The organism is Paenibacillus rhizosphaerae, from assembly GCF_014192015.1.
GTDB classification, from domain to species: Bacteria; Bacillota; Bacilli; order Paenibacillales; family Paenibacillaceae; genus Paenibacillus_AQ; species Paenibacillus_AQ rhizosphaerae.
The window spans coordinates 613875-637947 of the sequence record NZ_JACHXJ010000003.1; the positions used below are offsets into that span (position 1 = coordinate 613875).

General features: G+C 52.9%; 21 protein-coding genes. 3 read left to right on the forward strand and 18 right to left on the reverse strand.

Annotation, left to right across the window (positions count from 1 at the left end):
* Nucleotides 1-236 precede the first annotated feature (236 nt).
* Nucleotides 237-1013, forward strand: coding sequence for a DUF2161 domain-containing phosphodiesterase (locus tag FHS19_RS19435; protein WP_183583484.1), 777 nt, complete (start codon nt 237-239; stop codon nt 1011-1013).
* Here FHS19_RS19435 and FHS19_RS19440 read toward each other — a convergent pair.
* Together FHS19_RS19440 and FHS19_RS19445 are read right to left on the reverse strand one after the other, a co-directional pair.
* On the reverse strand, nt 1010-2233 hold the full coding sequence (locus FHS19_RS19440; RefSeq protein ID WP_183583485.1) for an aminotransferase-like domain-containing protein: 1224 nt from the start codon (nt 2231-2233) through the stop codon (nt 1010-1012). The two genes, FHS19_RS19435 and FHS19_RS19440, sit on opposite strands and share 4 nt — an antisense overlap.
* Before the next feature lie 96 nt (nt 2234-2329).
* Complete coding sequence (locus FHS19_RS19445; protein ID WP_183583486.1) at nt 2330-2986, reverse strand: response regulator transcription factor; 657 nt, start codon at nt 2984-2986, stop codon at nt 2330-2332.
* Between the two features lie 297 nt (nt 2987-3283).
* Between FHS19_RS19445 and FHS19_RS19450 the strand changes: the two genes are divergently transcribed.
* Nucleotides 3284-3691 carry a hypothetical protein gene (locus tag FHS19_RS19450; RefSeq protein ID WP_183583487.1) on the forward strand — a complete coding sequence of 136 codons (408 nt, stop codon included), beginning with the start codon at nt 3284-3286 and terminating at the stop codon, nt 3689-3691.
* Nucleotides 3688-4755: a phosphodiester glycosidase family protein gene (locus FHS19_RS19455; RefSeq protein WP_183583488.1), complete on the forward strand. Its 1068-nt coding sequence runs from the start codon at nt 3688-3690 to the stop codon at nt 4753-4755. Before FHS19_RS19450 ends, FHS19_RS19455 begins: the two co-directional genes overlap by 4 nt.
* 347 nt (nt 4756-5102) lie before the next feature.
* Here FHS19_RS19455 and FHS19_RS19460 read toward each other — a convergent pair whose 3' ends face one another.
* From FHS19_RS19460 to FHS19_RS19535, 16 genes are all read right to left on the reverse strand, one after another.
* Nucleotides 5103-5357, reverse strand: a complete 255-nt coding sequence (locus FHS19_RS19460; RefSeq protein WP_076170632.1) for an AbrB/MazE/SpoVT family DNA-binding domain-containing protein — start codon at nt 5355-5357, stop codon at nt 5103-5105.
* 203 nt (nt 5358-5560) lie between these two features.
* The gene (trmL, locus tag FHS19_RS19465) at nt 5561-6025 is read right to left on the reverse strand and encodes a tRNA (uridine(34)/cytosine(34)/5-carboxymethylaminomethyluridine(34)-2'-O)-methyltransferase TrmL (protein WP_076170633.1); all 465 of its coding nucleotides are present in this window, start codon (nt 6023-6025) and stop codon (nt 5561-5563) included.
* 201 nt (nt 6026-6226) lie between these two features.
* Entirely contained in the window at nt 6227-7315 is a 1089-nt protein-coding gene (gene serC, locus FHS19_RS19470) for a 3-phosphoserine/phosphohydroxythreonine transaminase (RefSeq protein WP_183583489.1), read from the reverse strand.
* A gap of 815 nt (nt 7316-8130) precedes the next feature.
* Entirely contained in the window at nt 8131-9555 is a 1425-nt protein-coding gene (glnA, locus tag FHS19_RS19475) for a type I glutamate--ammonia ligase (RefSeq protein ID WP_076170635.1), read from the reverse strand.
* A 260-nt stretch (nt 9556-9815) separates the two neighbouring features.
* Nucleotides 9816-10874 carry a 3-deoxy-7-phosphoheptulonate synthase gene (aroF, locus tag FHS19_RS19480; RefSeq protein ID WP_076170636.1) on the reverse strand — a complete coding sequence of 353 codons (1059 nt, stop codon included), beginning with the start codon at nt 10872-10874 and terminating at the stop codon, nt 9816-9818.
* A gap of 343 nt (nt 10875-11217) precedes the next feature.
* Nucleotides 11218-12174 carry a 4-hydroxy-3-methylbut-2-enyl diphosphate reductase gene (locus FHS19_RS19485; protein ID WP_183583490.1) on the reverse strand — a complete coding sequence of 319 codons (957 nt, stop codon included), beginning with the start codon at nt 12172-12174 and terminating at the stop codon, nt 11218-11220.
* 47 nt (nt 12175-12221) lie between these two features.
* On the reverse strand, nt 12222-13679 hold the full coding sequence (locus FHS19_RS19490; RefSeq protein ID WP_183583491.1) for a sensor histidine kinase: 1458 nt from the start codon (nt 13677-13679) through the stop codon (nt 12222-12224).
* 3 nt (nt 13680-13682) lie between these two features.
* Complete coding sequence (locus FHS19_RS19495) at nt 13683-14372, reverse strand: response regulator transcription factor (protein WP_183583492.1); 690 nt, start codon at nt 14370-14372, stop codon at nt 13683-13685.
* A gap of 143 nt (nt 14373-14515) precedes the next feature.
* Nucleotides 14516-16177 (reverse strand): S1C family serine protease, encoded by a 1662-nt coding sequence (locus tag FHS19_RS19500; RefSeq protein WP_183583493.1) that lies wholly within the window; start codon nt 16175-16177, stop codon nt 14516-14518.
* A 135-nt stretch (nt 16178-16312) separates the two neighbouring features.
* Nucleotides 16313-16969, reverse strand: coding sequence for a response regulator (locus FHS19_RS19505; RefSeq protein WP_183583494.1), 657 nt, complete (start codon nt 16967-16969; stop codon nt 16313-16315).
* A 39-nt stretch (nt 16970-17008) separates the two neighbouring features.
* Complete coding sequence (locus tag FHS19_RS19510; protein ID WP_183583495.1) at nt 17009-18022, reverse strand: sensor histidine kinase; 1014 nt, start codon at nt 18020-18022, stop codon at nt 17009-17011.
* A 4-nt stretch (nt 18023-18026) separates the two neighbouring features.
* Nucleotides 18027-19133, reverse strand: a complete 1107-nt coding sequence (gene liaF, locus FHS19_RS19515) for a cell wall-active antibiotics response protein LiaF (RefSeq protein ID WP_183583496.1) — start codon at nt 19131-19133, stop codon at nt 18027-18029.
* Between the two features lie 214 nt (nt 19134-19347).
* Nucleotides 19348-19524 carry a hypothetical protein gene (locus FHS19_RS19520; RefSeq protein ID WP_181909105.1) on the reverse strand — a complete coding sequence of 59 codons (177 nt, stop codon included), beginning with the start codon at nt 19522-19524 and terminating at the stop codon, nt 19348-19350.
* A gap of 207 nt (nt 19525-19731) precedes the next feature.
* The gene (locus tag FHS19_RS19525; protein ID WP_376771943.1) at nt 19732-20277 is read right to left on the reverse strand and encodes a 3D domain-containing protein; all 546 of its coding nucleotides are present in this window, start codon (nt 20275-20277) and stop codon (nt 19732-19734) included.
* A gap of 394 nt (nt 20278-20671) precedes the next feature.
* On the reverse strand, nt 20672-22612 hold the full coding sequence (thrS, locus tag FHS19_RS19530) for a threonine--tRNA ligase (RefSeq protein WP_183583498.1): 1941 nt from the start codon (nt 22610-22612) through the stop codon (nt 20672-20674).
* A gap of 408 nt (nt 22613-23020) precedes the next feature.
* The gene (locus FHS19_RS19535; protein WP_183583499.1) at nt 23021-23920 is read right to left on the reverse strand and encodes a putative sporulation protein YtxC; all 900 of its coding nucleotides are present in this window, start codon (nt 23918-23920) and stop codon (nt 23021-23023) included.
* Nucleotides 23921-24073 lie beyond the last annotated feature (153 nt).

Here is a 24073-nt window from a genome sequence, read left to right on the forward strand (position 1 = left end):
CGTCAAGGGTCAACTGCTCCCATCGATTCTTAAAAAGTGTATTACATACCTATGCGGGACTGTGGGATTAGTTGACCTCTTTTTTCGCCCATGTCAGATTGTCTTTTTCTATAAAAGCAAGGGCGCTCCGACTTTCCCGGCGGGATATCTGCCCCTTATGATTCGGGTTCTTCTGTTGAGATGATATAATGAACAAAGAATTCAGAAGCGGATCACCGCAGAAGGAGAGCCTGAATATGTCCGTCCAGCATGAAACCGAACTTTACGAGCCATTGAAGGCTTTTTTTGAGCGGCAGGGCTACGAGGTCAAAGGCGAAGTTCGCCACTGCGATCTGGTGGGCTTGCATCCGGACGAGGAAGAGCCGCTGATCGTGGAAATGAAAAAGACGTTCAACCTCTCCCTGCTGCTGCAAGGAATCGAACGTCTCAAGCTGAGCCCTCATGTATATTTGGCGGTGGAGCGCAACCGCAGCAAGCGGGGTGCCGTGAACCAGCGCTGGGATGACATCACCGGTTTATGCCGCAGGCTGGGCGTCGGCCTTCTCACCGTTACCTTCTATAAAACCAAGAAGCCGCTGGTGGAAGTGCTCTGCGAGCCGGGAACACCTTACGTGCCAACCCGCAGGATGAAGGTCCGCAAGTCCCGGCTGCTCTATGAATTCCGCGAACGCAGCGGCGATTATAACGTCGGCGGCACCACCCGGGCGAAGCTGATGACGGCCTACCGGGAAAAAGCGCTTCGCGTCGCCGGCGCCCTCGCAGGCGCACCGGAAGGCGGCTTATCGCCGGCGCATTTGCGGGAGAAAAGCGGCGTGCCGAATGCGGCGGCCATCCTGCAGAACAATTATTACGGCTGGTTCCAGCGGATCTCCCGCGGCCGCTACCAGCTGACGCCGGCGGGCACCGCCGATCTGGAGCGCTATGCCGGCATCCTGGAGACGGGTGCATCCGGTTTGCCCGCCCTTGTGGAAACGGCCCAGCCGGCGCGTGCCTCACGCCGCAAAAAGACTTAGCTGCGCGCAGTAAATTCGCCGATCGCTTCGCCGATCAGATTCATGCCCAGCAGCAGCTCGTCACGGCCGGGGTGGGTAAAATTCAGCCGAATCCAGCCGCTTCCCCGGCCGTCCGGGTAGCACAGCGTACCCGGAAGAAAGGCTGCGCCCTTGCCCAGGGCGCATTTCAAGAGGGCCAGACTGTCCAGCCCATCCGGCAGCCGAAGCCAGATAAACATGCCCCCCTTGGGGATGACATATCTGGTATCCTGCCATGCCGGCCGCTGCAGCAGCCCGTTCATCAGCTTCAGGCGGGTGTCGTATTCGCGGTTCAGCATTTTGATATGCTCATGAATATCGAAGGCGGAGGATTCCAGCATATTGTGCAGAAAGCGCTGGTTCAGCGTGCTGGACTGCCAATCGGCCAGCTGCTTGGCGGCGGCCAGCATATCGATCAGCGGCCGGCTTCCCGCGGCCCAGCCCGTACGCAGGGCAGGGGCGATCGTTTTGCTGAACGAACCGATGTAGAGCACCCCCTGTCCTCTCCCCGAGCCGTCCAGCGCAAACAGAGAGGGATACAGGCTGGTAAATTCCGGCTGCGATAACTTTTCGAAATGAAGATCCCCGTAAGAATTGTCTTCTATAATGAGGATGCTGTGCTCTCTGCACAGGTCAAGCACTTCCTTGCGCCGCTCTAAGCTCCAAAGGACCCCCGTCGGATTGGAGAAATTCGGTGACGCTACCAGCAGCTTCGGCTGCGTCCGTTCAATCTGTTCCAGCAGACACTCCGGGATCAGTCCATTCTGGTCGCTGTCTACCGGAATGACGACAGCCCCCTGCATCTTGAACACCTGCAAGTACCCCGGCGAAGCCGGACTTTCCACAAGCACACGGTCTCCCGGCTCTACATAGATTCGGGCCATCAGATCCATTGCCTGCTGCACACCGGTCGTCAGCAGAATTTGGTCGGGACCGACATCGATGCGCTTGGTGCGCTTCCAGTCGTCCGACAACCATTCGCGCAACGGCAAAAAGCCCTGCGGCTCCCCATACTGAAGTGCCGTAGGACTATTGGAAATCACTGCTGCCGCTGCCGCCTCCAGCGAAGAAACGGGAAACAGCTCTTCGGCCGGAAGCTCCTCCGCAAAAGAAATAAAGGACTCCCTGTTCGCTAAGGACCGGATGAGATGAAGCGGTGACGACAGCATGACCGCCGTACGGGCTGCAAAGGAATACTGCATGGTCTCTCCTCCCATTAATCTCTATTGGGTTCGGTCTCTCTATATAATTTACAACCCTAAAGTATGTATTCGGAGACGCATGGAATTATGCCGTATTCAAATGTATACCGCTCGCTTCTGGCGCGAATGAAGCGCAAATTTTTCGATGGCCTGGGCCCGTGTGGACACCCCTAACTTGACGTAAATTTTGCGCAGGTAGTTATCGATGGATCTTCGGCTGACGGTAATTTCCGTTGCAATCTTATCGTAGGTAATCCCCTGTACGATCCGTTCCATAATAAAAATTTCCGTCTCGGTCAGATCAAACATCCCTTCGGCCAAAGGAGCCGCCTGCATCTGCCAGATCCCCTGCTTCAGCCATTCAATCGGAAGGGCGGCAAAGCCTTCGCGCAGCCCGTCGATCATCAGCATGAGCTGGGAGGCTGAGGCCTGTTTCGACAAAATCCCGCTTCCCCCGTGATGAATGATCGGATGCAGCAGCTTCAAACCGTCATGATCCGTCAAGATGAGGACATGGCTCTCCGGAGAATTGCTCTTCAGCTTCTCCAGCAGCGGTTCCGCCGTTCCCTCGGGCATCTGGTAGTCCAACAGAACCAGATCGGGCTGGTGCTCGATCACCAGCACCAATCCTTCGTCCCAGGTTGAGGCCATCCCCGTTACCTTCAGATTCTCGCGTTCCTCCAGTATTAACTTGGTGCCCAGCATACTTGTGGGGTGGCTATCGATAATCACAACCCGCCAAACTCTCGTCATTTCAATGGTAACCTCCTGGTACTGATCGTATTGAATATAAAGTACAGCAGCGTTTCTCCCCCGCTCACAAACGCGTTAAACGCTTGTTTAAAGACGTTTCTATTTTCATATCAAGGCTCGTTAAACGGTTATGTAATATATAAATCTATCAGTCTTAAACAGATTGTATCGCACCCCTATTATTTCGTGCAATCTATTTTTAGGTATTTTTATGACTTGTGTTCATTTTTGCGAAAATAATAGGGTAATGATAGAATGGGGACTGGAAAAAAATCAACAAAAACCGAGGTGATGAAATTGCAAACTTCGACAGGGCCTTCCGCACCATTCGGAAACCAGCCCAAGAGGGAGAAGCAACCCTCCGTCAAGTTCGTGCTGCTGATATGGATACTGCTGATTGTACTGGGCGTCGGCGCTGCCTATTTATATAGCAATCATGTGAAACAGGAAATGATAAAGCAGCTTCAGGCAAGTACGGAAAACCAGATGAACGATTTGCAAAAGAGTTACGAGGCTCAGTTTAACGAACTGTCCGGCCAAGTAAAGGAGCTGGAGAGCAAGGTACAGTCCTTTAACGAACTGCTGACGTTCACCAAGGATAACGCCACGAGCAAAACCGACAACAGCAACAAGCTGTATACCCAGCTGAACGAAGTGAAGAAACAGCTGGACACGCTGCAGAAGAAGATGGATCTGCTCAAATGAATGTAAGCATCAAACAGATCAACCGCTTTTTTCTGCTCGTGACCGCTCCGTTCGTTGGATTGTTCATCTATTTGCTGTTCAGCATCGGTCCCCTACATATCCAGGTCGATACCGCAGCGTACGTTCCGGCGGATACGCTTAAGCCGCATACCGACTCGCTGCTGAAGGAGCTGGACAAGGCCGACAAGACTGTGAAAGCAACCATTTCGTCCATCAGCAAGACGTCCAGGCTGTACAAGCAGACGACCGCGGCGATGAATGCGATCGAAGCGACGGCTAAGACACAAGCCGGGCGTCCCGAGCTCATCTATAATAAACGGATTACATCCAAGCTCGGCGTTCCTGTCGAACGCGTCGAAAGCGACCGGATCCGGATCGAGCTCTACAAGGTCAACCCTGGAGTGTATAAAGGATATGCCATGAAGGTGAAGCTCAAGGATCCTTCTGCCATGGGCATGAGCCTTGCCAAAGACAAGCTGGGAAGCTCCGAAACGACGCTGCAGGCCGTAAGCCGGCACGGCGCCGTGGCCGGGATCAATGCCGGAGGATTTGCCGACAACAGCGGCAAGCGTTATCCGCTCAGCACCACCGTCATGAACGGAGAGTATCTCACGGGGTTCCAGTCCAGCTTCAAGGATCTCTTTTTCGTGGGGTTGAACAAATCCGGCAAGCTCATCGGCGGCAAGTTCCGGAATCAATCCGAACTGGACCGCCTGCAGCCCAAATTCGGGGCGACCTTCGTGCCGGTGCTGCTCAAAAACGGCCAGCCCGTTGAAATCCCGCTCAAATGGAAGCAGTCTCCCAACCGTGCGCCGCGGACCGTAATCGGGAGCTACAAAGATGATCAGCTGCTGATCATCGTCGTGGACGGGCACAACGAAAACGGCAGCTCGGGAGCCACCCTCCAGGAACTGCAGAGCAAAATGCTCCATCTCGGCGTCATCAATGCCTATAATCTGGATGGCGGGGGCTCTTCTACCTTGGTGCTTAACGGCAGGGTGGTCAATCACCCGTCGGACGGCAGCATGCGGCCGGTCCCGACCAACTTTCTTTTTTATAAATAAGTATCCTTAAGCAGCAAAAAAATTATGAACAAAATGACGAATTCATTTATTTTTCCAGCAAGTGTGGGTATAATAGGCTTATTGAGCAATGGTAGTTCAGCGGGAGGTGGCCTTAAATGTCGTTCTCATTAACTTTTTGGATTTGTATGGTGGTGCTGCTAATGTTCCTGGTCGGCATCCTAACCGCAGCTTATAACGATGATAAAACTAAAGGACTGTAAGGCCGAAGGGGCTTCCTATATAGGAAGCCTTTTTTCATGGAAACCTGATCCATACAGGACCAGGTCATAAACGCAGCGGGCTATAAAAGAAAAACACCACGAAAATTCGTGATGCCCAAATGAATGTTATGCATGCTTTTGCAATTGCAGCATGTCGGATTGACACTGGCCGCAAATATACCGCTCTTTGAACTCCGTCACTTCGTCCATCGAACCGCAAAACACGCATTTCGGACGGTAACGCTCCAGAATGATGTGGTCCCCCTGCACCAAAATCTCAACAGGATCTCCTTCGTTCATCTGATAACGTTTTCTAAGCGACTTCGGCAGGACGATCCTTCCGAGCTGATCTACCTTGCGTACAACACCGGCAGGTTTCATGTTCAACACCTCTCCCTATGACTAATCAAATGTGAAGTGATTAGAAAGTACCCCCTGTGATCATTATTCATACTTTCCAATCCTGAAATATGGGTCTTTTCTAATAGTTCGATGTGACGATGTCGAATCCTGCTCCGGATCAAAATTTTATTACTTTATTTTAGAAGCTGAATTTTTCCGTGTATTTTATCCAAATACAGTCCTTATTCCATGCCCGGATAATCGAGCTGCCGCAGCGCTTCGTACACGATGATTGCCGCTGAATTGGACAGGTTCAACGAGCGGACCTTGTCCGTCATTGGCATGCGCATACACGTATCAGGGTTGGCAGCGAGCAGTTCCTCCGGAAGTCCCTTCGTTTCCTTGCCAAATACGAGAAAATCCTCGTCCTGGAACTGAAAGTCCGTGTAGCGTTTGTCGGCTTTTGTCGTCGCATAGAAGAAACGCCGGCCGGCATACATCTCCTGCACCTCTGCGAAAGATTCATGGTATTCAATATGAACCGCATACCAGTAATCCAGACCCGCGCGCTTCAACGTCGCATCATCGGTGCGAAAACCAAGCGGCTTCACGAGATGCAGGTGGGCTCCCGTCGCTGCGCAGGTTCTGGCGATATTGCCGGTATTCGCGGGAATTTCAGGTTCAACAAGTACAATGTGCAATGCCATAAATCGATGTCCACTCCCATTCAACATTCTATATAAAATGAACTAAAGCTAATCTTGCTTCTTCCTTGAATCCAATCTGGAATACAGGCGAAGTGCTTTCCCTTTACTTCAGTTCAATTTATATGGCTTAAGTTTAAAAAGCCTCTCGCCGACAAACGGCGAAAGGCGCTTCACTCATGGATGTTCAAGCTTCAGGCTTCATTACCCATGATTCTTTTGAAAATGGTTCATAAAATCGGCCAGTGCTTTGACACTCTCGTAAGGAACGGCATTGTAAATCGAAGCGCGCAGACCGCCGACACTGCGGTGTCCCTTCAGACCTACAAAACCTTCCTGCTCCGCTTCCTTAATAAACTGCTTCTCCAGCTCTTCGGAAGGAAGACGGAATGTAATATTCATAATCGAGCGGCTGCCCGCCTCCACCGGTCCGCGGTAGAAGCCTTCGCTGCTGTCTATTGTATCATAAATCAAGCCGGCTTTCTCCCGGTTGATCTTCTCCACTCCAGCCAGAGAGCCTTGTTCTTCGATCCACTTCAGCACTTCGTTGACCATGTATACCGAAAAGGATGGTGGGGTGTTGTAAAGAGAGTTGTTCGCCGCATGCGTGCTGTAGCGCAGCATCGTCGGAATATGCTTCGGCGACTCGGCCAGCAGCTCTTCGCGGGCGATGACGACCGTTACGCCGGAAGGTCCCAGGTTCTTTTGCGCTCCCGCATAGATAAAGTCGAACTGATTCACGTCGAACTCGCGGCACAGGATGTCGCTGGACATGTCCGCGATCAGCGGTACGCTGCCTGTATCCGGATACTGCTGGTACTGGCTGCCTTCAATCGTCTCATTGGACGTTACGTGCAGATACGCGGCATTTTCCGGAATTTCGATGCTGCTCAGGTTCGGAATCGACATAAATTTATTGTTCTCCGAAGAAGCGGCAATATGCGTCTCCCCGATCAAGCGCGCTTCCTTCTCCGCTTTGCTGGCCCAGCTGCCTGTCAACACATAGCTTCCGGTCTTGCCGGCCGTCAGAAAGTTCATCGGCACCATTGCAAATTGGGTGCTGGCACCGCCCTGCAGAAACAGCACCTGGTATCCCGAAGGATTACCCAGAAGAGACAGCAAACGGCTTTGCGCTTCGTTATGGACTTCCTCGTAAACCTTGCCGCGGTGCGACATCTCCATGATGGACATGCCCGTCCCCCGGAAATCCACGAATTCGGCTTGTGCGCGTTCCAGCACTTCCAGCGGCAATGCGGCAGGGCCGGCGTTAAAATTGTATGCTCTCTTTGTCAAAACAACTCCCCATCCTCTCTCTTATAGCGAATGATAATACGGCAATGATAGCAGTATTCCCAAAGGCCATCAAGTACAAAAAAGCACATAGTATGGCACCTTGCGGACGTTTGGTTTTTTTTCTATTACTTTAACACAGTTTGTTTAACGGAGTAAAGCGCTGCAGGAAGAGCAAATCAAAAGTCGACGGCATTCGGCAGAAACAGCCAGGGGATCCTCGGTAGTCGTCATCACCGGAGTTTTCCCAACAGTCCTACTCCTGCTCGCTGCCCCCGAACTGCCCACACTTACTTCCCTGCCCAGCGGAGCGGACACCGCAATTCCGAAAGCAGCGCAGCGGTCGCCTTTGTTTTCCCGTTTCTACCGCGGACAGCGGCTAAATTCAGGAAACGGGAAAACAACACGCGAGTGGAGGAATGCGGTGGCTGCGGAGCGTCCCCACAGAATGCGGTGGACGCGAACGCTGGCCCGGTATGGCATATGCTGCCGCATGCAGGCTTGGCTCTCCTTGGCAGATACATCCCCCTCTTCATAGAGGCTGCTGACGTGTCGTCTCCCTGAGCACCAGCACAACTACTTCCCTGAGCCGCCCACACTTACTCCCCTGCCCAGCGGAGCGGACATCGCAATTCCGAAAGCAGCGGAGCGGTCGCCTTTGTTTTCCCGTTTCTAACGCGGACAGCGGCTAAGTTCAGGAAATGGAAAAACAACACGCGAGCGAAGGAATGCGGTGGCTGCGGAGCGTCCCCCCCAAACAAAGAGGCTGCCCCTCCAGTCATTTCTGACCGGAGAAGGCAGCCATTTCTTGATACGAATTAGCAGTCGAAGTACAGACCGTACTCGTGCGGATGCACGCGGATCGAAACGGCTTTTGCTTCAGCACGCTTCAGGCTAACGAAGTTATCAATGAACTCTTTGGTGAATACGCCGCCTTCCAGCAGGAAGTCGTAATCAGCTTCCAGAGCGTCCAATGCTTCGTCCAGGGTGCCCGGTACGCTGCGGATCTCCGCTTTTTGATCGTCGGAGAGCTCATAGATGTTTTTGTCCATCGGTCCGTATCCGAGCTCAACCGGATTGATTTTGCGCTTGATACCGTCCAGACCGGCCATCAGCATGGCCGAGAAGGCCAGGTAAGGGTTCGCCGTGGAGTCCGGCGTACGGAATTCGATGCGGCAGCCTTTAGGCGTTACAGCCGCGACTGGAATACGGATCGCTGCGGAACGGTTACCTTTCGAGAACACGAGGTTAACCGGTGCTTCGTAGCCAGGAACCAGACGCTTGAAGGAGTTGGTCGACGGGTTCGTGATGGCAATCAGGGCCGGAGCATGGTACAGGATACCGCCGATGTAGTTCAACGCCATTTCGCTCAGGTTCGCATATGCGCCTTTTTCGTAGAACAAAGGCTCATCGCCGTTGAAGATGGATTGGTGAACGTGCATGCCGCTTCCGTTGTCGCCAAAGATCGGTTTTGGCATGAAAGTCGCCACTTTACCGTATTGACGTGCTGTGTTGTGAACAATGTATTTGTACAGCAAGAGGTTATCCGCTGTTTTCTTCAGAGTATCGAAACGGAAGTTGATTTCCGCTTGGCCTGCAGTGGCCACTTCATGGTGATGACGCTCGATGCGGAGGCCGGCTTCTTCCAGCAAACGACACATTTCGCTGCGGATGTCTTGTTGGGTGTCGACTGGTGCGACAGGAACGTATCCGCCTTTCACGCGTACTTTGAAGCCAAGGTTACCGCCTTCTTCTTTACGGTTCGTGTTCCAGGAAGCTTCTTCGGAATCCACGAAGTAAGAAGAACTGTTCATACCGCTTTCGTAACGGACGTCGTCAAAAATAAAAAATTCGGATTCAGGCGCAAAGAAAGCTGCCGTACCAACGCCGCACTGTTGCAGATATTCTTCGGCTTTGGCCGCGATGCTGCGCGGATCGCGCTCATAGCGCTCGCCGTCCGGCGTGTTGATGTTACACATGATGTTTAGTGTCGGATGAGCGGTGAATGGATCGACAAAAATCGATTCCGGATCTGGCATCATCACCATATCCGATTCTTCGATTCCCCGGAAACCGGCGATGGAAGAGCCGTCGAACGCAACCCCGTTCACGAACGTTTCTTCATCCACTTCAGAGGCAGGCAAAGAAATGTGATGCGCACGGCCAGCCAAATCTACGAAACGGAAATCCACCCACTCAATTGCTTTCTCCTGAATTGTTTTTAATACGTTTTCAACCGACATGCTCTCTTCCTCCCAATTTCCGAACATTTCCCCGCATTTAAAACGTAAACGTTCAGTATCTAATGATTTATGTCGTCATTATAAAACTTCAAACCTGACATCGTCAATATGTATGTAAGGTATTTTTAAAAATGGTGTGAGGTATCCTTACACTTTTCAACACATTATTTGCACTAATTGCAAATAGCCTGCACGGACTGATTTTCCGGGGAAAATCAGCCGGCAGGCTTCGATGTCTATCCGGTATTACCGGGGAAATATTATACTCCTACTTTAAAGGCTTCAGCAGGCGCCTTGGACGTACTGAATGTGCGCCCAACAAGCGGAGCCAGCTTCTCCAGGTCTTTAAGAAGTGCGGCAAACTGGTCCGGGAACAGCGACTGCACGCCGTCACCTGTCATTGAGTTGTCCGGATCTGTATGCATCTCAATAATCAGTCCGTTAGCACCAGCCGCAACCGAGGCTTTGGACATAGGCTCAACCAGCTCTCTGCGGCCTGTGCCATGACTCGGGTCGGAAATGACCGGCAGATGGCTCAGCTGCTGCAGCACAGGAATAGCCGACAAATCCAGCGTGTTGCGGGTATAGCTTTCGAATGTACGGATTCCGCGCTCACAGAGCATAACGTCTGGATTGCCGCCTGCGAGGATGTACTCGGCTGCATTCAGCAGTTCGTCATAGGTGGCGCTGAACCCGCGCTTAAGCAGTACCGGCTTACCGCAAGTTCCCAGCTTGCGCAGCAGGTCAAAGTTCTGCATATTCCGCGTACCCACCTGCAAAATATCAGCATACTCTGCACAGATATCCACGTATTCCGGTGTCATGACTTCCGTAATAGTCAACAGGCCGTGCTTTTGTCCGGCTTCAGCCATCATAATAAGACCTTCGACACCGATCCCTTGGAAGCTGTATGGTCCTGTCCGTGGCTTGAAAGCCCCGCCTCTCAGCACCTGTCCGCCGGCAGCCTTCACCAGGCCCGCAATTTCATCAATCTGCTCGGGGGATTCAACCGCGCAGGGTCCTCCCATGACGACGAGCTCGTCGCCGCCGATTTCCACGCCTTTTATCTTGATCACCGTGTTCTCCGGATGAAAATCACGGCTTGCCAATTTGTATGATTTGGTAATCTTCACTACATTCTCTACTCCCTTCATTTGACGCAAGTGCTCAGCAAGCTGCGGGTTGACCTGACCGATCAGCCCAATGACCGTCCGGTCTGCGCCTTTGGAGACAGAAGCCTGCAGTCCTTCCTTCTCAATCACACGCACAATATCCGCAATTTGTTCTTCCGGTGTCGTATTGGATGTAATTACGATCATGGCTTTTTCATTCCTCCTGTGAAGCGCCTCGCTTTGGCGTGCTTCAAGTATATTCTCAAATGATTCGGTATCTTTATCTGGTCTACCGTTCTCGCCTCTCACTTTACTAATACGCTTAAACGCGTTTTCGCTTTTAAGCTTTTATCCGCTAAAGCAACTATATCGGAAAACCACCCATCCGTCAACCCCTCAATCTAAAATGGGCATCATCTCCATACCGATTTATCTGGTCTATTTTGTCAAAAAAGAGCCAGATCATATCAGGGACAGCAAAAATCATGGTCTGGAAATAAAAAAGAAGCAGGCCTCCATTCTCGGAAGTCCTGCTCCTTTTCGTCCGGCATTATGCCTTAGTACCGCCTGCCGCCTTTACTGGCGGAAGCAGCTTATTCATATTAACCGTGCGCTTAATTTCCCACGTATCCGGGTTCTCCGGATCATACTGCTCCAGATACGCGATCACTTCTTTCGTGATTGGGGTTGGCGTCGAAGCGCCCGAGGTGACAGCCACCTTGGATATACCTTCAAGCCACTCGCGTTTCAGCTCGGTAATGTCGGCAATCCGGTAGGCCTTGACGTTGGCAATTTCTTCGGAGACCTGGGCCAGCCGGTTGGAGTTGTTGCTCCGCGGATCGCCGACAACGATCACCAGATCCGCTTGTCCAGCCTGCTCCGCGACCGCTTCCTGCCGCACCTGGGTGGCCAGGCAGATCTCATTGTGAACCTCGGCGGACGGATACAGCTCCAGCAGCTTTTTCATAATGGCCTTAATGTCCCATTGGCTCATCGTCGTCTGGTTCGTAATAATGATGCGCGAGGCGGATATACGCAGATTGGCAATCTCGTCTTCCTTCTCGATCAAGTGAACGTGATCCGGCGCAATGCCGATAGCGCCTTCGGGTTCCGGATGGCCCTTCTTGCCGATGTATATCACTTCGTAGCCTTCCGCCACCTTCTCGCGGATCAGATCATGGGTCTTGGTGACGTCCGGACAAGTCGCGTCTACTGTCGTAAGACCTTTGTCCCGGGCCAGCTTCCGGACTTCCGGCGAAACGCCGTGGGCGGTGAAGATGACCGTGCCGCTGTCCACCTGCTTCAGGATGTCCATCCGGTTCGGCCCGTCGAGCGTGATGATCCCTTCGTCTTCAAAAGAATTCGTGACATGACTGTTGTGCACGATCATGCCCAATATATAAATCGGCCGGGGGAGGTCCAGGTTCTGGGCCGCCTGGCGCGCCAGCACCATGGCATCGACCACGCCGTAGCAGTACCCCCGGGGCGAAATTTTAATCACTTCCATGACTTTCACCTGCTTTCTCTGGCATGCCTTAGCCTAACCATTATACCCTATTCCAAAGGGACGGGAAAGACGACCGGCAGCCAGATAATAAAGGTAGTGCCTTCTCCCTGCCGGGTAACGACCTCGACCGAGCCGTTCAGCTCGTCGATAATCCATTTGGCGATGGACAGGCCCAGCCCGATGCCCTCGGTCATGCCGCGGGACTGATCCGCCCGGTAGAAGCGGTCAAAGATATACGGCACCTCGTCCTTGTCCATGCCGATGCCCGTATCGGCAATCCGGATGCCCACCTGATCCTCATACAGCAATGCGTCAAACGTCACTTGGCCTTCGGGCGTATACTTAAATGCGTTTTCAATAAAAATGAACAGCATCTGCTGCATATAGTCCTTATTGCCGTTGACATAGACACCGTTCAGGATCGAAAAGTCACCGGTAATCCATTCGGCCTGCCGCGGCAGGAATTGGGCCCTTCTGGCTACTTCCTCCACGAGAATTTCAAGCGGAATCGGCTGCTTGTCAAATGTACGCCCCGTGTCTGCCCGCGCCAGAGAGAGCATGTCGCCGACGAGCCGGCTCATCCGTTTGGATTCGTCCGCAATGTCGCTGATGGCCTCCCGGGTCATCTGCTTCAGCGTCGCTTCATCCAGCTTCGGACGGTCTCCTTCATCGTCTGACCACATTTTTTCCAGAAGATCCACATTGCCGCGGATCGTCGTCAATGGTGTCCGCAGCTCGTGCGACGCATCGGATACGAACCGGCGCTGCGTTGCGTATGACTCCTCTAGATTTTTATAAAAGCCCTCCATGCGCCCCAGCATGCTGTTAACGGTGTCGATCAGCTGCCCGACTTCATCCTGGGGCCCGTCGTAATCGATGCGGACGCTGAGGTCCTGGCCATTCTGGATCTGACTCGCCGCTTCGATGACGTTGCCGATGGGGCTCATCGATTTGCGGGCCAGGAACAGACCGAGCGAGGAGGCCACGATGATCATGATCGTTGCGCTGATGACCAGAATATTCCGCAGCAGCGTCAGCAGTTCCACTTCATGTCCCGTATAAATGGCTAGCTGAAGCATTGCAACCACCTGGCCGGTGTTGCTTTCCGTAATGATGCCCTGGTATAGGTAAAAAGGGTTTCCCTGGATATACACGGTTTTAAAACCCTGCTGTTTTGGCGCATGGTTGTAATCGGGATAAGGGAATTTAATGTTTAAAGCCCCCAGGTTTTCGGACACGGATAATTTATTGTGGACATAATCAATCATCTGCACAAAAGTCTGCGAGGTCAAATCGGAAGGCACTTCAAAACTTAAATAATTACTCCTGCGGTTCCAGTTCAAAACCACGGTCGGCTCAATTTTATTATATTGCTGAGCCAGCCGCTCCCTCACGGAATTATACGTATTAAAATGGACGACCCCGTACACCGCCGAGCCGAACACAATTAGCGTTACGGCGAGAATGGCAGTGTACCAGGCGGTCAAGCGCAATCTTATGGACATTTCTTATGAATCCCCTCTCAGGATATAACCTGCACCGCGGATCGTTTGAATGACACGCTTCCCTCCGTGTTCTTCCGTCTTCTGACGGAGCATCGCAATGTACACTTCCAGCACGTTGGACTCACCGCTGTAATCGTAACCCCAGATTTTATCCATAATTAAGTCGCGGGACAGCACCCGCTTCGGATTTTGCATGAATAAATGAAGAAGCTCAAATTCCTTGGCCGTCAGCTCGAGGCGTTTACCGCCGCGCAGCACTTCCCGGGAGTCGACATCCAGCACGATGTCCTCATAGGTCAACCGATGGTCGCCGGCTTCCTCCTGCCCCGGCTTCCGGCGCAGCAGCGCGCGCACCCTGGCCAGCAGCTCTTCCAGCGCAAACGGCTTGACGAGGTAATCGTCCGCCCCAAGGTCGAGCCCTTTGACCCGGTGCTCGATTTCATCCTTGGCGGTGAGCATCAGGATCGGCACCTGGCTGCCGCCTTCCCGAAGCCTGCGGCACACCTCAAATCCGTCCACCTGCGGCATCATGACGTCCAGCACGACGATATCGGGCTCCCCGTTCAAAATGACCTTCAGTCCCTCTGCCCCATTGTTAGCGGTACTGACGTCGTACCCTTCAAATGCCAGCCCCCTGCGCAGCATGGAAATGATCTTTTCATCATCGTCAATAATCAAAATTTTCGATCGCATCAACGGACTACTCCTTTATCTCTTTATCTTGTATCATGGCAAATACCTCTGCTTCTTATTGTAGCAGTGAACATTTGCCTTTGCACCACGGTACGACAACAGCGGAAGGGGTCCCCCTTCCGCTGTCTTTATCAACGTATGGATTACTGGCCGCTGACCGCGCTGTTGTCCGTGAATTTATTTTTGTCGCCGATGGTGACCTGCAGATCCATCTTCTTGTTGTTGCGGACGATGTTCAGCGTCACTTTCGAACCGACCTTTTGTTTCTGGATATACTCCGTCAGTTCCGTGTTGGTTTTAAAGCTGGTACCGTTCACGCCGGTAATAATATCGTAAGGGCGGAGGTCCGCTTCGTAAGCCGGGGATTTATAGACGACCTCGGCTACAACGGAGCCTTCTTTCACATCCGTACCCATTTGTTTAGCCACTTCTTCAGTCATCGTCATCAAGGACGCCCCGATAAACGGAACCGGATCCTTCGGAATTTCCTGGTTTTTCTCCAGCTTGTCGACGACATTCTTGATCGTGCTTGTCGGAATCGCGAAGCCGATGCCCTGGGAATCGGCGCTGACGGCCACGTTCATGCCGATGACCTGGCCGTTCAGGTTGAGCAGCGGCCCGCCGGAGTTACCCGGGTTGATTGAAGCGTCGGTTTGCAGCAGATGCTGATATTTGCGGGTGCCGCTGCCGGATTCCTCGCTGATATCGATGGAACGTTCGCGGGCGCTCAGCACGCCTGTCGTTACCGTATGGTCAAAGCCCTGCGGGTTACCGATGGCTACAACCGGCTCGCCGACTTTCAGGCTCGAAGAATCGCCGAGCGGAACGGTCGGGAAGTTGTTGTTTCCTTCGATTTTCAGAACGGCAAGGTCGAGATCCTTGCTGCTGCCCAGAAGCTTGGCTTCATAGATCTTCTCGTCGTTCTCGATGGTGACCTGAATGACGTCGGCATTCTCGATCACGTGCTCATTGGTCAGAATATAACCTTCCTTGTTGTAGATGAAGCCGGAACCGATGCCGTAAGGAACGAGCTGCGAAGAGTTCGAACCCGAGCCCTGGGATTGGGAATCCGATCCCGATCCGCCGGAACCCGAATCGCCGCCGAACTGGTCTCCAAAGAAATAGGAGAACGGATCGTTCAGATAAGGATTACTTTGGGAATTGCTGCGGCTGCCTTGCTTAACGAGCGTTTCAATTTTAACGACCGCCGGGCCTGCTTCCTGCACTACTCCGGATACATCCGTCGGCTTCGATAGCGGCAGCGAGGTCGTATTCGCCTTGCCGGTCGTCTCGCCGTTGTCGGCTGCAGCCGAAACCGTCGTAGCTGTTTCGGACGTGAGCGACGTATTAGGCGTAAAAAGATTCATCCGATCCGCCGTAAACATCAGCCCCGTGATGACGACCATGCCGGCAAGGAAGGAAATCAGCACCGTTTTTACCGATGTCTTCGGACGCTGGTTAAACTGCCAGTTACCGCTGTTGTTGCCGCCATTGCTTCCACCCCCGCCACCTGTGCTTCCGCTGCGTCCGGGGCTGCCGGACTCTCCGGAGCTGTGGTACTGGCTGGAGGTTACCGGAAGCTGTCTGACCGGATTCGGAGGAGTAATCTCCACTTCCTCCGCTTGCGGCCTGTCGGAGGACTCACTGCCTGGATGCTCTGTATTGTTGTCTTTTCCAAGGGACTTAAACGGCCCGTAGGAATAGTAATAAGATGAATTATTCGAATCGGAAGACGGCTGTTCACGCTTTGTTGGCTCTTGATCAAACGAATCTTCCGGCTGGCCAAATCTGTTTCTTTCGTCCATGTGATTCATGCCTCCTGCTTTCCCTGATTTATAGCGTTCCGTTAGGGATATTATTTAACTGTTTATATCATGTACTATAAACCTTAATGACAGATTAAAAACAATTAAAAAGCAGATAAAACATGTCGGGAAAGACTATGACTGCACCCATCCTTTACGGTGGGCGTAGATGGCCAGCTGCGTCCGGTCCTCCAGCTCGCATTTCATCAGCAGATTGCTCACATGGGTCTTGACCGTCTTGATGCTGATATGCAGCTCCTCAGCGATATCCTTGTTACTTTTGCCTTCGGCGACGAGCAGCAGCACTTCCTTCTCGCGTTCGGTCATCCCGGTAGAATCTCCCTGGACGGTCCGCTGGCGGATGCCTCTAGTCAGGGCCTGGGATACGTCCCCCGTCATGACCGGCATGCCGCGGTTGGCCCCCTGCAGCGCGTAGATCAGTTCGTCGGCCGATACAGTCTTCAACACGTAGCTGACGGCTCCGGCTTCCACCGCGTCCACCACCAGGTCGTCTTCGAGAAAGCTCGTCAAAATGACGATCTTGATCGAGGGGTATTTTGCCAGAACGGCCCTTGTCGTTTCGGCACCGTTCATCACCGGCATCATCAGATCCATCAGCACCAGATCGGGATGCTCCTCCTGCGGCCGCTGGTCCAGCCAGACCAGCAGCTCTTGGCCGTTGCCTGCTTCCCCGATCACTTCAAAGGAAGGCTCCAGCATCAAATATGTTTTCAGTCCCATTCTGACCATATCATGATCATCCACGATGACCACCTTCACGCTATCTGCCATTTCGATTTCCCCCTGCCTGTATTGATGATCCGTTCTAAACTAAGTAAACTTCGGTATATGTACACGGATGGTCGTGCCCGAGCCTTGCCGGCTCATAATTTCGACCTGTCCGCCCAGTTTCTCGGCCCGCTCCCGCATCGTTGAAAGTCCGTACGATCCCGGTCTGTGCGGAATCGAGTCAAACCCCTGGCCGTCGTCGCTGATGCTGAGCACCACCTGCCGGCTCTCTTCGCGAAGCGACATGCTGACCAGTCTGGCGTGGGCATGCTTCACGATATTGGCCACCGCTTCCTGAATGATCAGAAACAGCTGATGCTCGATCGCTTCCGACAGACTGCCCTTCAGCTCGACCTCCTTCATGCCTTTGAGGCCGTTTTGGCGGCAGTAGTCCGGAAACCACACCTCCAGGGCTTCGGCCAGACTTTTCCCCTCCAGCTCGACGGGACGGAGCTGCGCAATCAGCGCCCGCATCTGCTTCTGGGCCATCTGGGACATCGTGATGAGCTGCTCCATGACCACTTTGCCCTGCTCCTCGTTCCGTTCAAGCACCCTCGGCAGCGAAGATGCCGACATATGAATGGCGAACAGCTGCTGACTGACGGTATCGTGCAGATCCCGGGCCATCCGCCGGCGCTCTTCGATGACAGCCGATTCCGCGGCTTTTTCCTTTTCGATGACTTCCTGCTCGCCCATCCGCTGCAGCAGCTCCATTTTCTTTTCAATGGAATCCATCACATTGTTGAACTCATGATAGAGCCGGGCAAACGTCGGGTCATCGGTTTCGCCGATCCGTACCGACAGATTTCCTTTGGAGACCTGAAGCATGTTAAACTCCAGCACATCGATGCGTCTCTGGATCCGCTGTCCGGCCATGTATCCGATGATGATCGACAACAGCAGAAACCCCAGGCAGGAATAAATCCATACCCAGGTTCCTTTAATGACGAGATATCCGCTGTCGCTGCCGATATAGAAAATCGCCGTCATCAGAAGGCCGGTCAGCAGAAAGTAAAACAGCAGCATCCATTTGGTGTTTTTCATGATACTTTTCATTCGATCAACCTACTTTGTTTACTTTAATATCACCGATAAACGCGCTGACGTTGATTTTGATTTTTTTGCGCGCTTCCTTGTAATACGGCGTACGGGTCGAAACGTTGCCTGCAAATCCGCTCCGCGATTCGTTCAGCACCGACATATCCCCGATAAAAGAGCTCGAGTTCACCGTGACGCCCAGATCGGTATCATCCGGGATGTACACCTTGATATCGCCGATAAACGCGGAGATGTTGATCTTGGTCTCCCCGTAAGGAATATGCGCACGGGTCAGGTCCAGTACCGTGTCTCCAATAAATTGGGACAGGTTGGTCGGCTTCAGCTGGAAGGAGTCACGTCCGAGATAAATATCCCCGATAAAAGAGGACTTGTTGATTTTCCCGTCGTGGTCGGATTCGCTGAAAGGACCGTGGTGATCCCAACCATGGTCTTCCGGTTCACGGAACGGTCCGCCCCGGCGGGCTTCCTCTCTGGCGTAGTGCTTGTAGTATCTTCTGTAGTGCCGCTTGTACTTGTTCTTGTAGTGCTTCTTCATCCGATCCATTTCGTCGTCATCGTCCGGATCCAAATCGTCCATATCCACGTCTTCCTCATAGGAGGATTTCGGCGGAACGCCCTGCGGTCCCTTCTCCTTGCTGTACGGGATGCCGAATTTTTCCTCGAACTGCCGGTCCAGGGACGAACCGTCAAGCTCTACAGGCTCCGGCGGCACCGGCGGTTCCGGCGTAAACATAGGCTCCTCGGGACGGCGCTTGTCGGCTGGCGGAGGGGTCCGGTCATTCGGCTTGAAAATGACGTACAGCCCGCCGATAATCAGCAGCGCTGGAATGATGATTTTAAACAGATTGCCCGGCGAAATCCAGAGCCATCCCAGATTACGTCCCAGGAAATAGGCCCCGATCAGGAGCAGTATCGCCCCGCCAAAGAATGAGCGCCGGCCCTTGGCCAGCTCCTTGAGTCCCAGAACGACCAGAATCACCGGCCAGTAGTCTCCGACCAGCCCCCAGAAGCTGACGTCGATATACCCAAGCTGATTCAACAGGAATACAACTCCGATCGCGATCAGCACCAGGCCTCCAAAAAGGCGGTCTACCCATTTTTTTTGCATAACCGTATCTCCTTTAACTCCATTGTTCATATCCCATAAAGTTCGCGTCGCTTGCGAATCTGATATCAGTGTACAATAACGGCGGCCTGGCCGACAGCGGCGGCGGAATGATCCTGTTCTCGGTCCCCAGACCGAGGTATATACCTTTTTTTTCCAGACAAAATAAAACACCCGCTTTTCAGCGGGCATTTTAGCAAACTTGACGGAAGAATGATTATTGTTGGTCATTTTGTTTGAATTCTTCGTCAAACTTTTGGTTAGGTGTTTTGAAGTTGCTGCTTTGGAATTTTTGCTTTTGCGTAGTGGAAGATGCGCTCTCGTTTCCGATTTCTGCAAACTCCTCGTCAAACTTTTCGTTTGGCGTTTTGAAGTTGTCTTGTTTCTTTTGCATTTGGGTTCACCTCCCTGTAGCTTGTCTGGCCGGGGATTCAGCATCGCTTTGCCCCTGTCGTAGTATGTGAAGCCTCCTGGAATTTATACCGTTCTACGGCAAAGTTAAAGGTTGGGAATCGATACTACATATATGGCACCAAAAACAATAAAAGCCCTGGAGCGCCGCGTTCCGGGCCCAAGGCTTTCAAATCAATTTAAGTTAACCTTATACCGCTTCATCCAGCAGTGAAGCCGGGACGGTCTTATACGTCTGGATCGCTTTCCCCAACGTCCGCAGCATATCCTCGCTGCATTTACCGTTCCCCCGCTTGATCACAAAAACGTCCACCTCTTTTTTCCCCCACTCCTTATACACCTGCTTGGTTGTGGAGAAATACAGGTCGATCTTGCGGCCCTTGATGGCCGAACCGGTATCGGCAACAACACCATAACCGTACCCAGGCACATACAGGATCGTGCCGAGCGGGAATAATTTCGGATCGGCCGCGATCGTCGAAATCGTATTTTTATCCCTGCGCACCTTCACACCGGAATACGTAATGCCATATGACGGATGGCTCGGATGTTTGCCCGTGGATTCATAACCCGCGGTATATCCAGTCGCCGTGACTTTGACCGTGCGGATAACCTGCTCCTGGCGCGGCATCAAGACCGGCATCGACGGCTCCTTTACGGCACCCGCCTCCTGCTGCGGCTTAACCTCGGCTTTGCCGATCGCGGGAACAGCCGCCCTGGCTGTGTATTTGGGCATAAACTCATTTTGCTTAAATACGTTCTGTTCCGCCCGCTTTTTCAAATCAACCACCTGAAACATTTCCGGCTTCGTTGCATATTTTAACGGCTTTTGATAATAATCATTAGCCGCCAGCATCGGACTCTTCCCACTTTCATTCCCCGTAACCCCGTCACTCCCCAGCAGCGAGAAGGATGCCGCGTACATCTTCGGGGCTCCTGCAAGCATGCCAAACAGAAACATACAACACAAAATCCTCTGCCATGTTTTCACCTTGTTCATATGAAATCCTCCCCCTTTACTTGCGAGGATGTCCATATGTTCCGGCGTTTATACATGTAAAATTGAGGTCGTCTCACTTTGCAGAGGATTGTGCAAGCTTGTTATGTTATCGTTTTACGCTAGTTTGGTCTTAGAAAATTTCGCGTTTCGCGATTTGTTCACGGAGCAGCGAAATCGCCTCTTCCACGGTTTTGGCCCCGATGTCGCCTTCGCCGCGTTTGCGGATCGATACGGTTCCCGCGTTCATCTCGTTATCGCCGACGATGAACATGTACGGAACTTTCTCCAGCTGTCCTTCGCGGATTTTGTAGCCAAGCTTCTCATTGCGCACGTCCGCTTCCACGGATACGCCTTGAAGCTTCAGCTTCTCAGCCACTTCCTTGGCATAGCCTTCGAATGCGATGGAGACCGGAATGACTTTGACCTGCACCGGAGACAGCCACAGCGGAAGGTTGCCGGCAAAGTTCTCCAGCAGGAACGCCGTAAAGCGTTCCATCGTGCCCAAAATACCGCGGTGGATGACCACCGGACGGTGCTTCTGCCCGTCGTCGCCGACGTATTCCAGTTCGAAGCGCTCAGGCAGCAGGAAGTCCAGCTGTACGGTCGACAGCGTCTCTTCCTTGCCGAGGGCGGTGCGGATCTGCACGTCAAGCTTTGGACCGTAGAAAGCGGCCTCGCCTTCAGCCTCGAAGAACGGGATGCCCGTCTCCTCGACAACCTCGCGCAGCATACGCTGGGACATTTCCCACATGGCGTCGTTCGGGAAGTACTTCTCGGTGTCCTCCGGATCGCGGTAGGACAGGCGGAAGCGGAAGTCGTGGATGCCGAAGTCCTCATACACCTTCGTGATCAGCTGAATGACGCGCAGGAACTCTTCCTTGATCTGATCCGGACGGCAGAAAATGTGGGAGTCGTTCAGCGTCATCGCGCGCACGCGGTGCAATCCTGTCAGTGCCCCGGACATCTCATAGCGATGCTGCATGCCAAGCTCGGCGATCCGGATCGGCAGATCGCGGTAGCTGTGCATTTCGCTCTTGTACACCATCATATGATGCGGACAGTTCATCGGACGCAGGACCAGCTCTTCGTTGTCGAGCTCCATCTTAGGGAACATGTCCTCTTGGTAATGCTCCCAGTGTCCGGATGTCTTGTACAGCTCTACGTTACCGAGAACCGGCGTGTAGACATGCTGGTATCCCAGGCTTTCTTCAAGATCCACGATGTAGCGCTCAAGGGTGCGGCGCAGCTTGGCGCCTTTCGGCAGCCACATCGGCAGGCCTTGTCCCACCAGCTGGGAGAAAGTGAAGATTTCGAGCTCTTTACCGAGCTTGCGGTGGTCGCGCTTCTTGGCTTCTTCAAGGAAGTGAAGATGCTCATCCAGCTGCGCTTTCTTGACAAAAGCGGTTCCGTAAACCCGCTGCAGCATTTTGTTCTTGCTGTCACCGCGCCAGTATGCACCGGCCACGCTCATCAGCTTGAACACCTTGATCTTGCCGGTGGAAGGCAGATGCGGTCCACGGCACAAGTCGAAGAATTCGCCCTGCTCATAGATGGTGATGACACTGTCCTCAGGCAGTGCGTTGATCAGTTCAAGCTTGTATGGATCCCCGAGCTCGCCGAAAATGTCCAGCGCCTCCTGGCGGCTGACTTCCTTGCGGACGATCGGCAGGTTCTCTCCTACGATGCGCTCCATTTCTTTTTCGATCTTCTGCAGATCTTCCGGATTGAGCGGATGCTCCAAATCCATGTCATAGTAGTATCCGTCCTCGATGACAGGTCCGACGCCGAGCTTGACCTCTTTGGCGCCGAACAGGCGCTTCACGGCTTGTGCCGTCAAGTGCGCCGTACTGTGGCGCATCACTTCGAGGCCTTCCGGCGAATCGAGCGTGACAATTTCCACCGCGGCTCCTTCCACGAGCGGAGTGGACAAATCGACCACGATGCCGTTCAATTTCCCTGCGGCCGCATTTTTCTTCAGGCCGCTGCTGATCGAAGCGGCGACGTCTTCAATGGTGCTTCCGTCCGCATATTCGCGGACCGAGCCGTCTGGCAGTTTGATGCTTACTGACACGTTGTATTCCTCCTTGGCATTTCGGCGGACAGCCGCCCTTTTCAAAATAGTACAGGCAACGCAAAAAAACACCCATCCCTATACAAGGGACGAGTGTTTTACCCGTGGTTCCACCCAACTTCGACAGAACTCCATATTCCCTGTTGCCAGTGAATACGAAATTGCTGTCCTTCAGCATCAGATAACGGAATGACCCGGCGGCTTATACTGCGCTTCCCCGACTGATCGAGATTCGGGAAAACAGGTTCCAAACCGCAGCTGTAGAGGGGTAGACCGAAGCCGGAATTCGTGAGGAAATTTCAGCCAAGTTCCCTCTCTCTGACCGTCCGTATCTTCAGGTCCATGTCTCTGTCGACGCTTTTATCGAATTATGAGTTATTATAAATCCCTGCTCAGCGGCGAGTCAAGCTATATCTTCCCCGTTTCGCGGAAATAGGCGTGGCAGTCCGGGCAGTAACGGCAAATTTCCACCCGCTCATCAAAAATCTGCATCAGCGTGCGAACGACGGTCATATGCGGTTCGCGTGTGTGAATGACAATTTTGGCAGGCGACACGGAGATCAGCGTCGTGACAACCGTATCCTCCATTTGCAGGTCCTGCTGGTCCAGACGCTCCACCACAACGCCTTCGTCATGGCGGTACTCCAGCGGCCTTAAGTCGCCGTCCAGCACGAGCAAATCCTGGCCTCCCTTATGAATGACATGGGCGATCGGCACCTGCGGCTGCTGGAAATAGACGAAGTATTTCAGAATGCTGACAAACTCCTCATACTGCCGGTCCATCAAAAACTCATCCACCGCGTACTCCACGACTTCCTTCAACTCTTTAACGTAAGCAGCGGCACGAAAGGTTAGAAACCCGTCCACATGGAGCAGCGGCCGTTCGCTTAAGCACTGCTTGATGCCGCGAACGAGCATATCGTAACGGCGGGACCATGCGCCCCCTTCGGAGTTTTTTTCCAGGCTCATCCGGCAGTGCTTCAAAATTTGCTCTTTTTCCTCCGGATCAGGAAATTCAAAATCATCGGCCAGAATCTTCTCGACCAGCCGCTGCTCCTTTTCCTGCAAAATGTAGTGGGCCACCGTCTTGGCGGCAGCGGCGTAAACCTGCTGCAGATGATGCTCCTTAAAGAACCGCGGATCGTCCTCCCGGCAGCTCCACAGCATCATATCCTCATGGACCGTACAGCTGATTGCGAGTGATTTGTACTTGTTATGTAAAACCTGGTTCGCTTCCGAAACCATGCGCTTATATTCCTCCGCTTCCTGCGGACTAAAGGTTCGGGCTGCTATGCTGAACAGTTCCATGGAGAACACTCCTTTCAAATTCCTTCTTACAAAGTATATGTTTTAGCCGGGGGGATATACGGGAGGGATCGATGGAAAACAGGCTAACATTTCTCAGTTAAAATCGACATGAAATGCTTGGTAAACGGGCGTTTCCGCTGAATAAAAAAGATA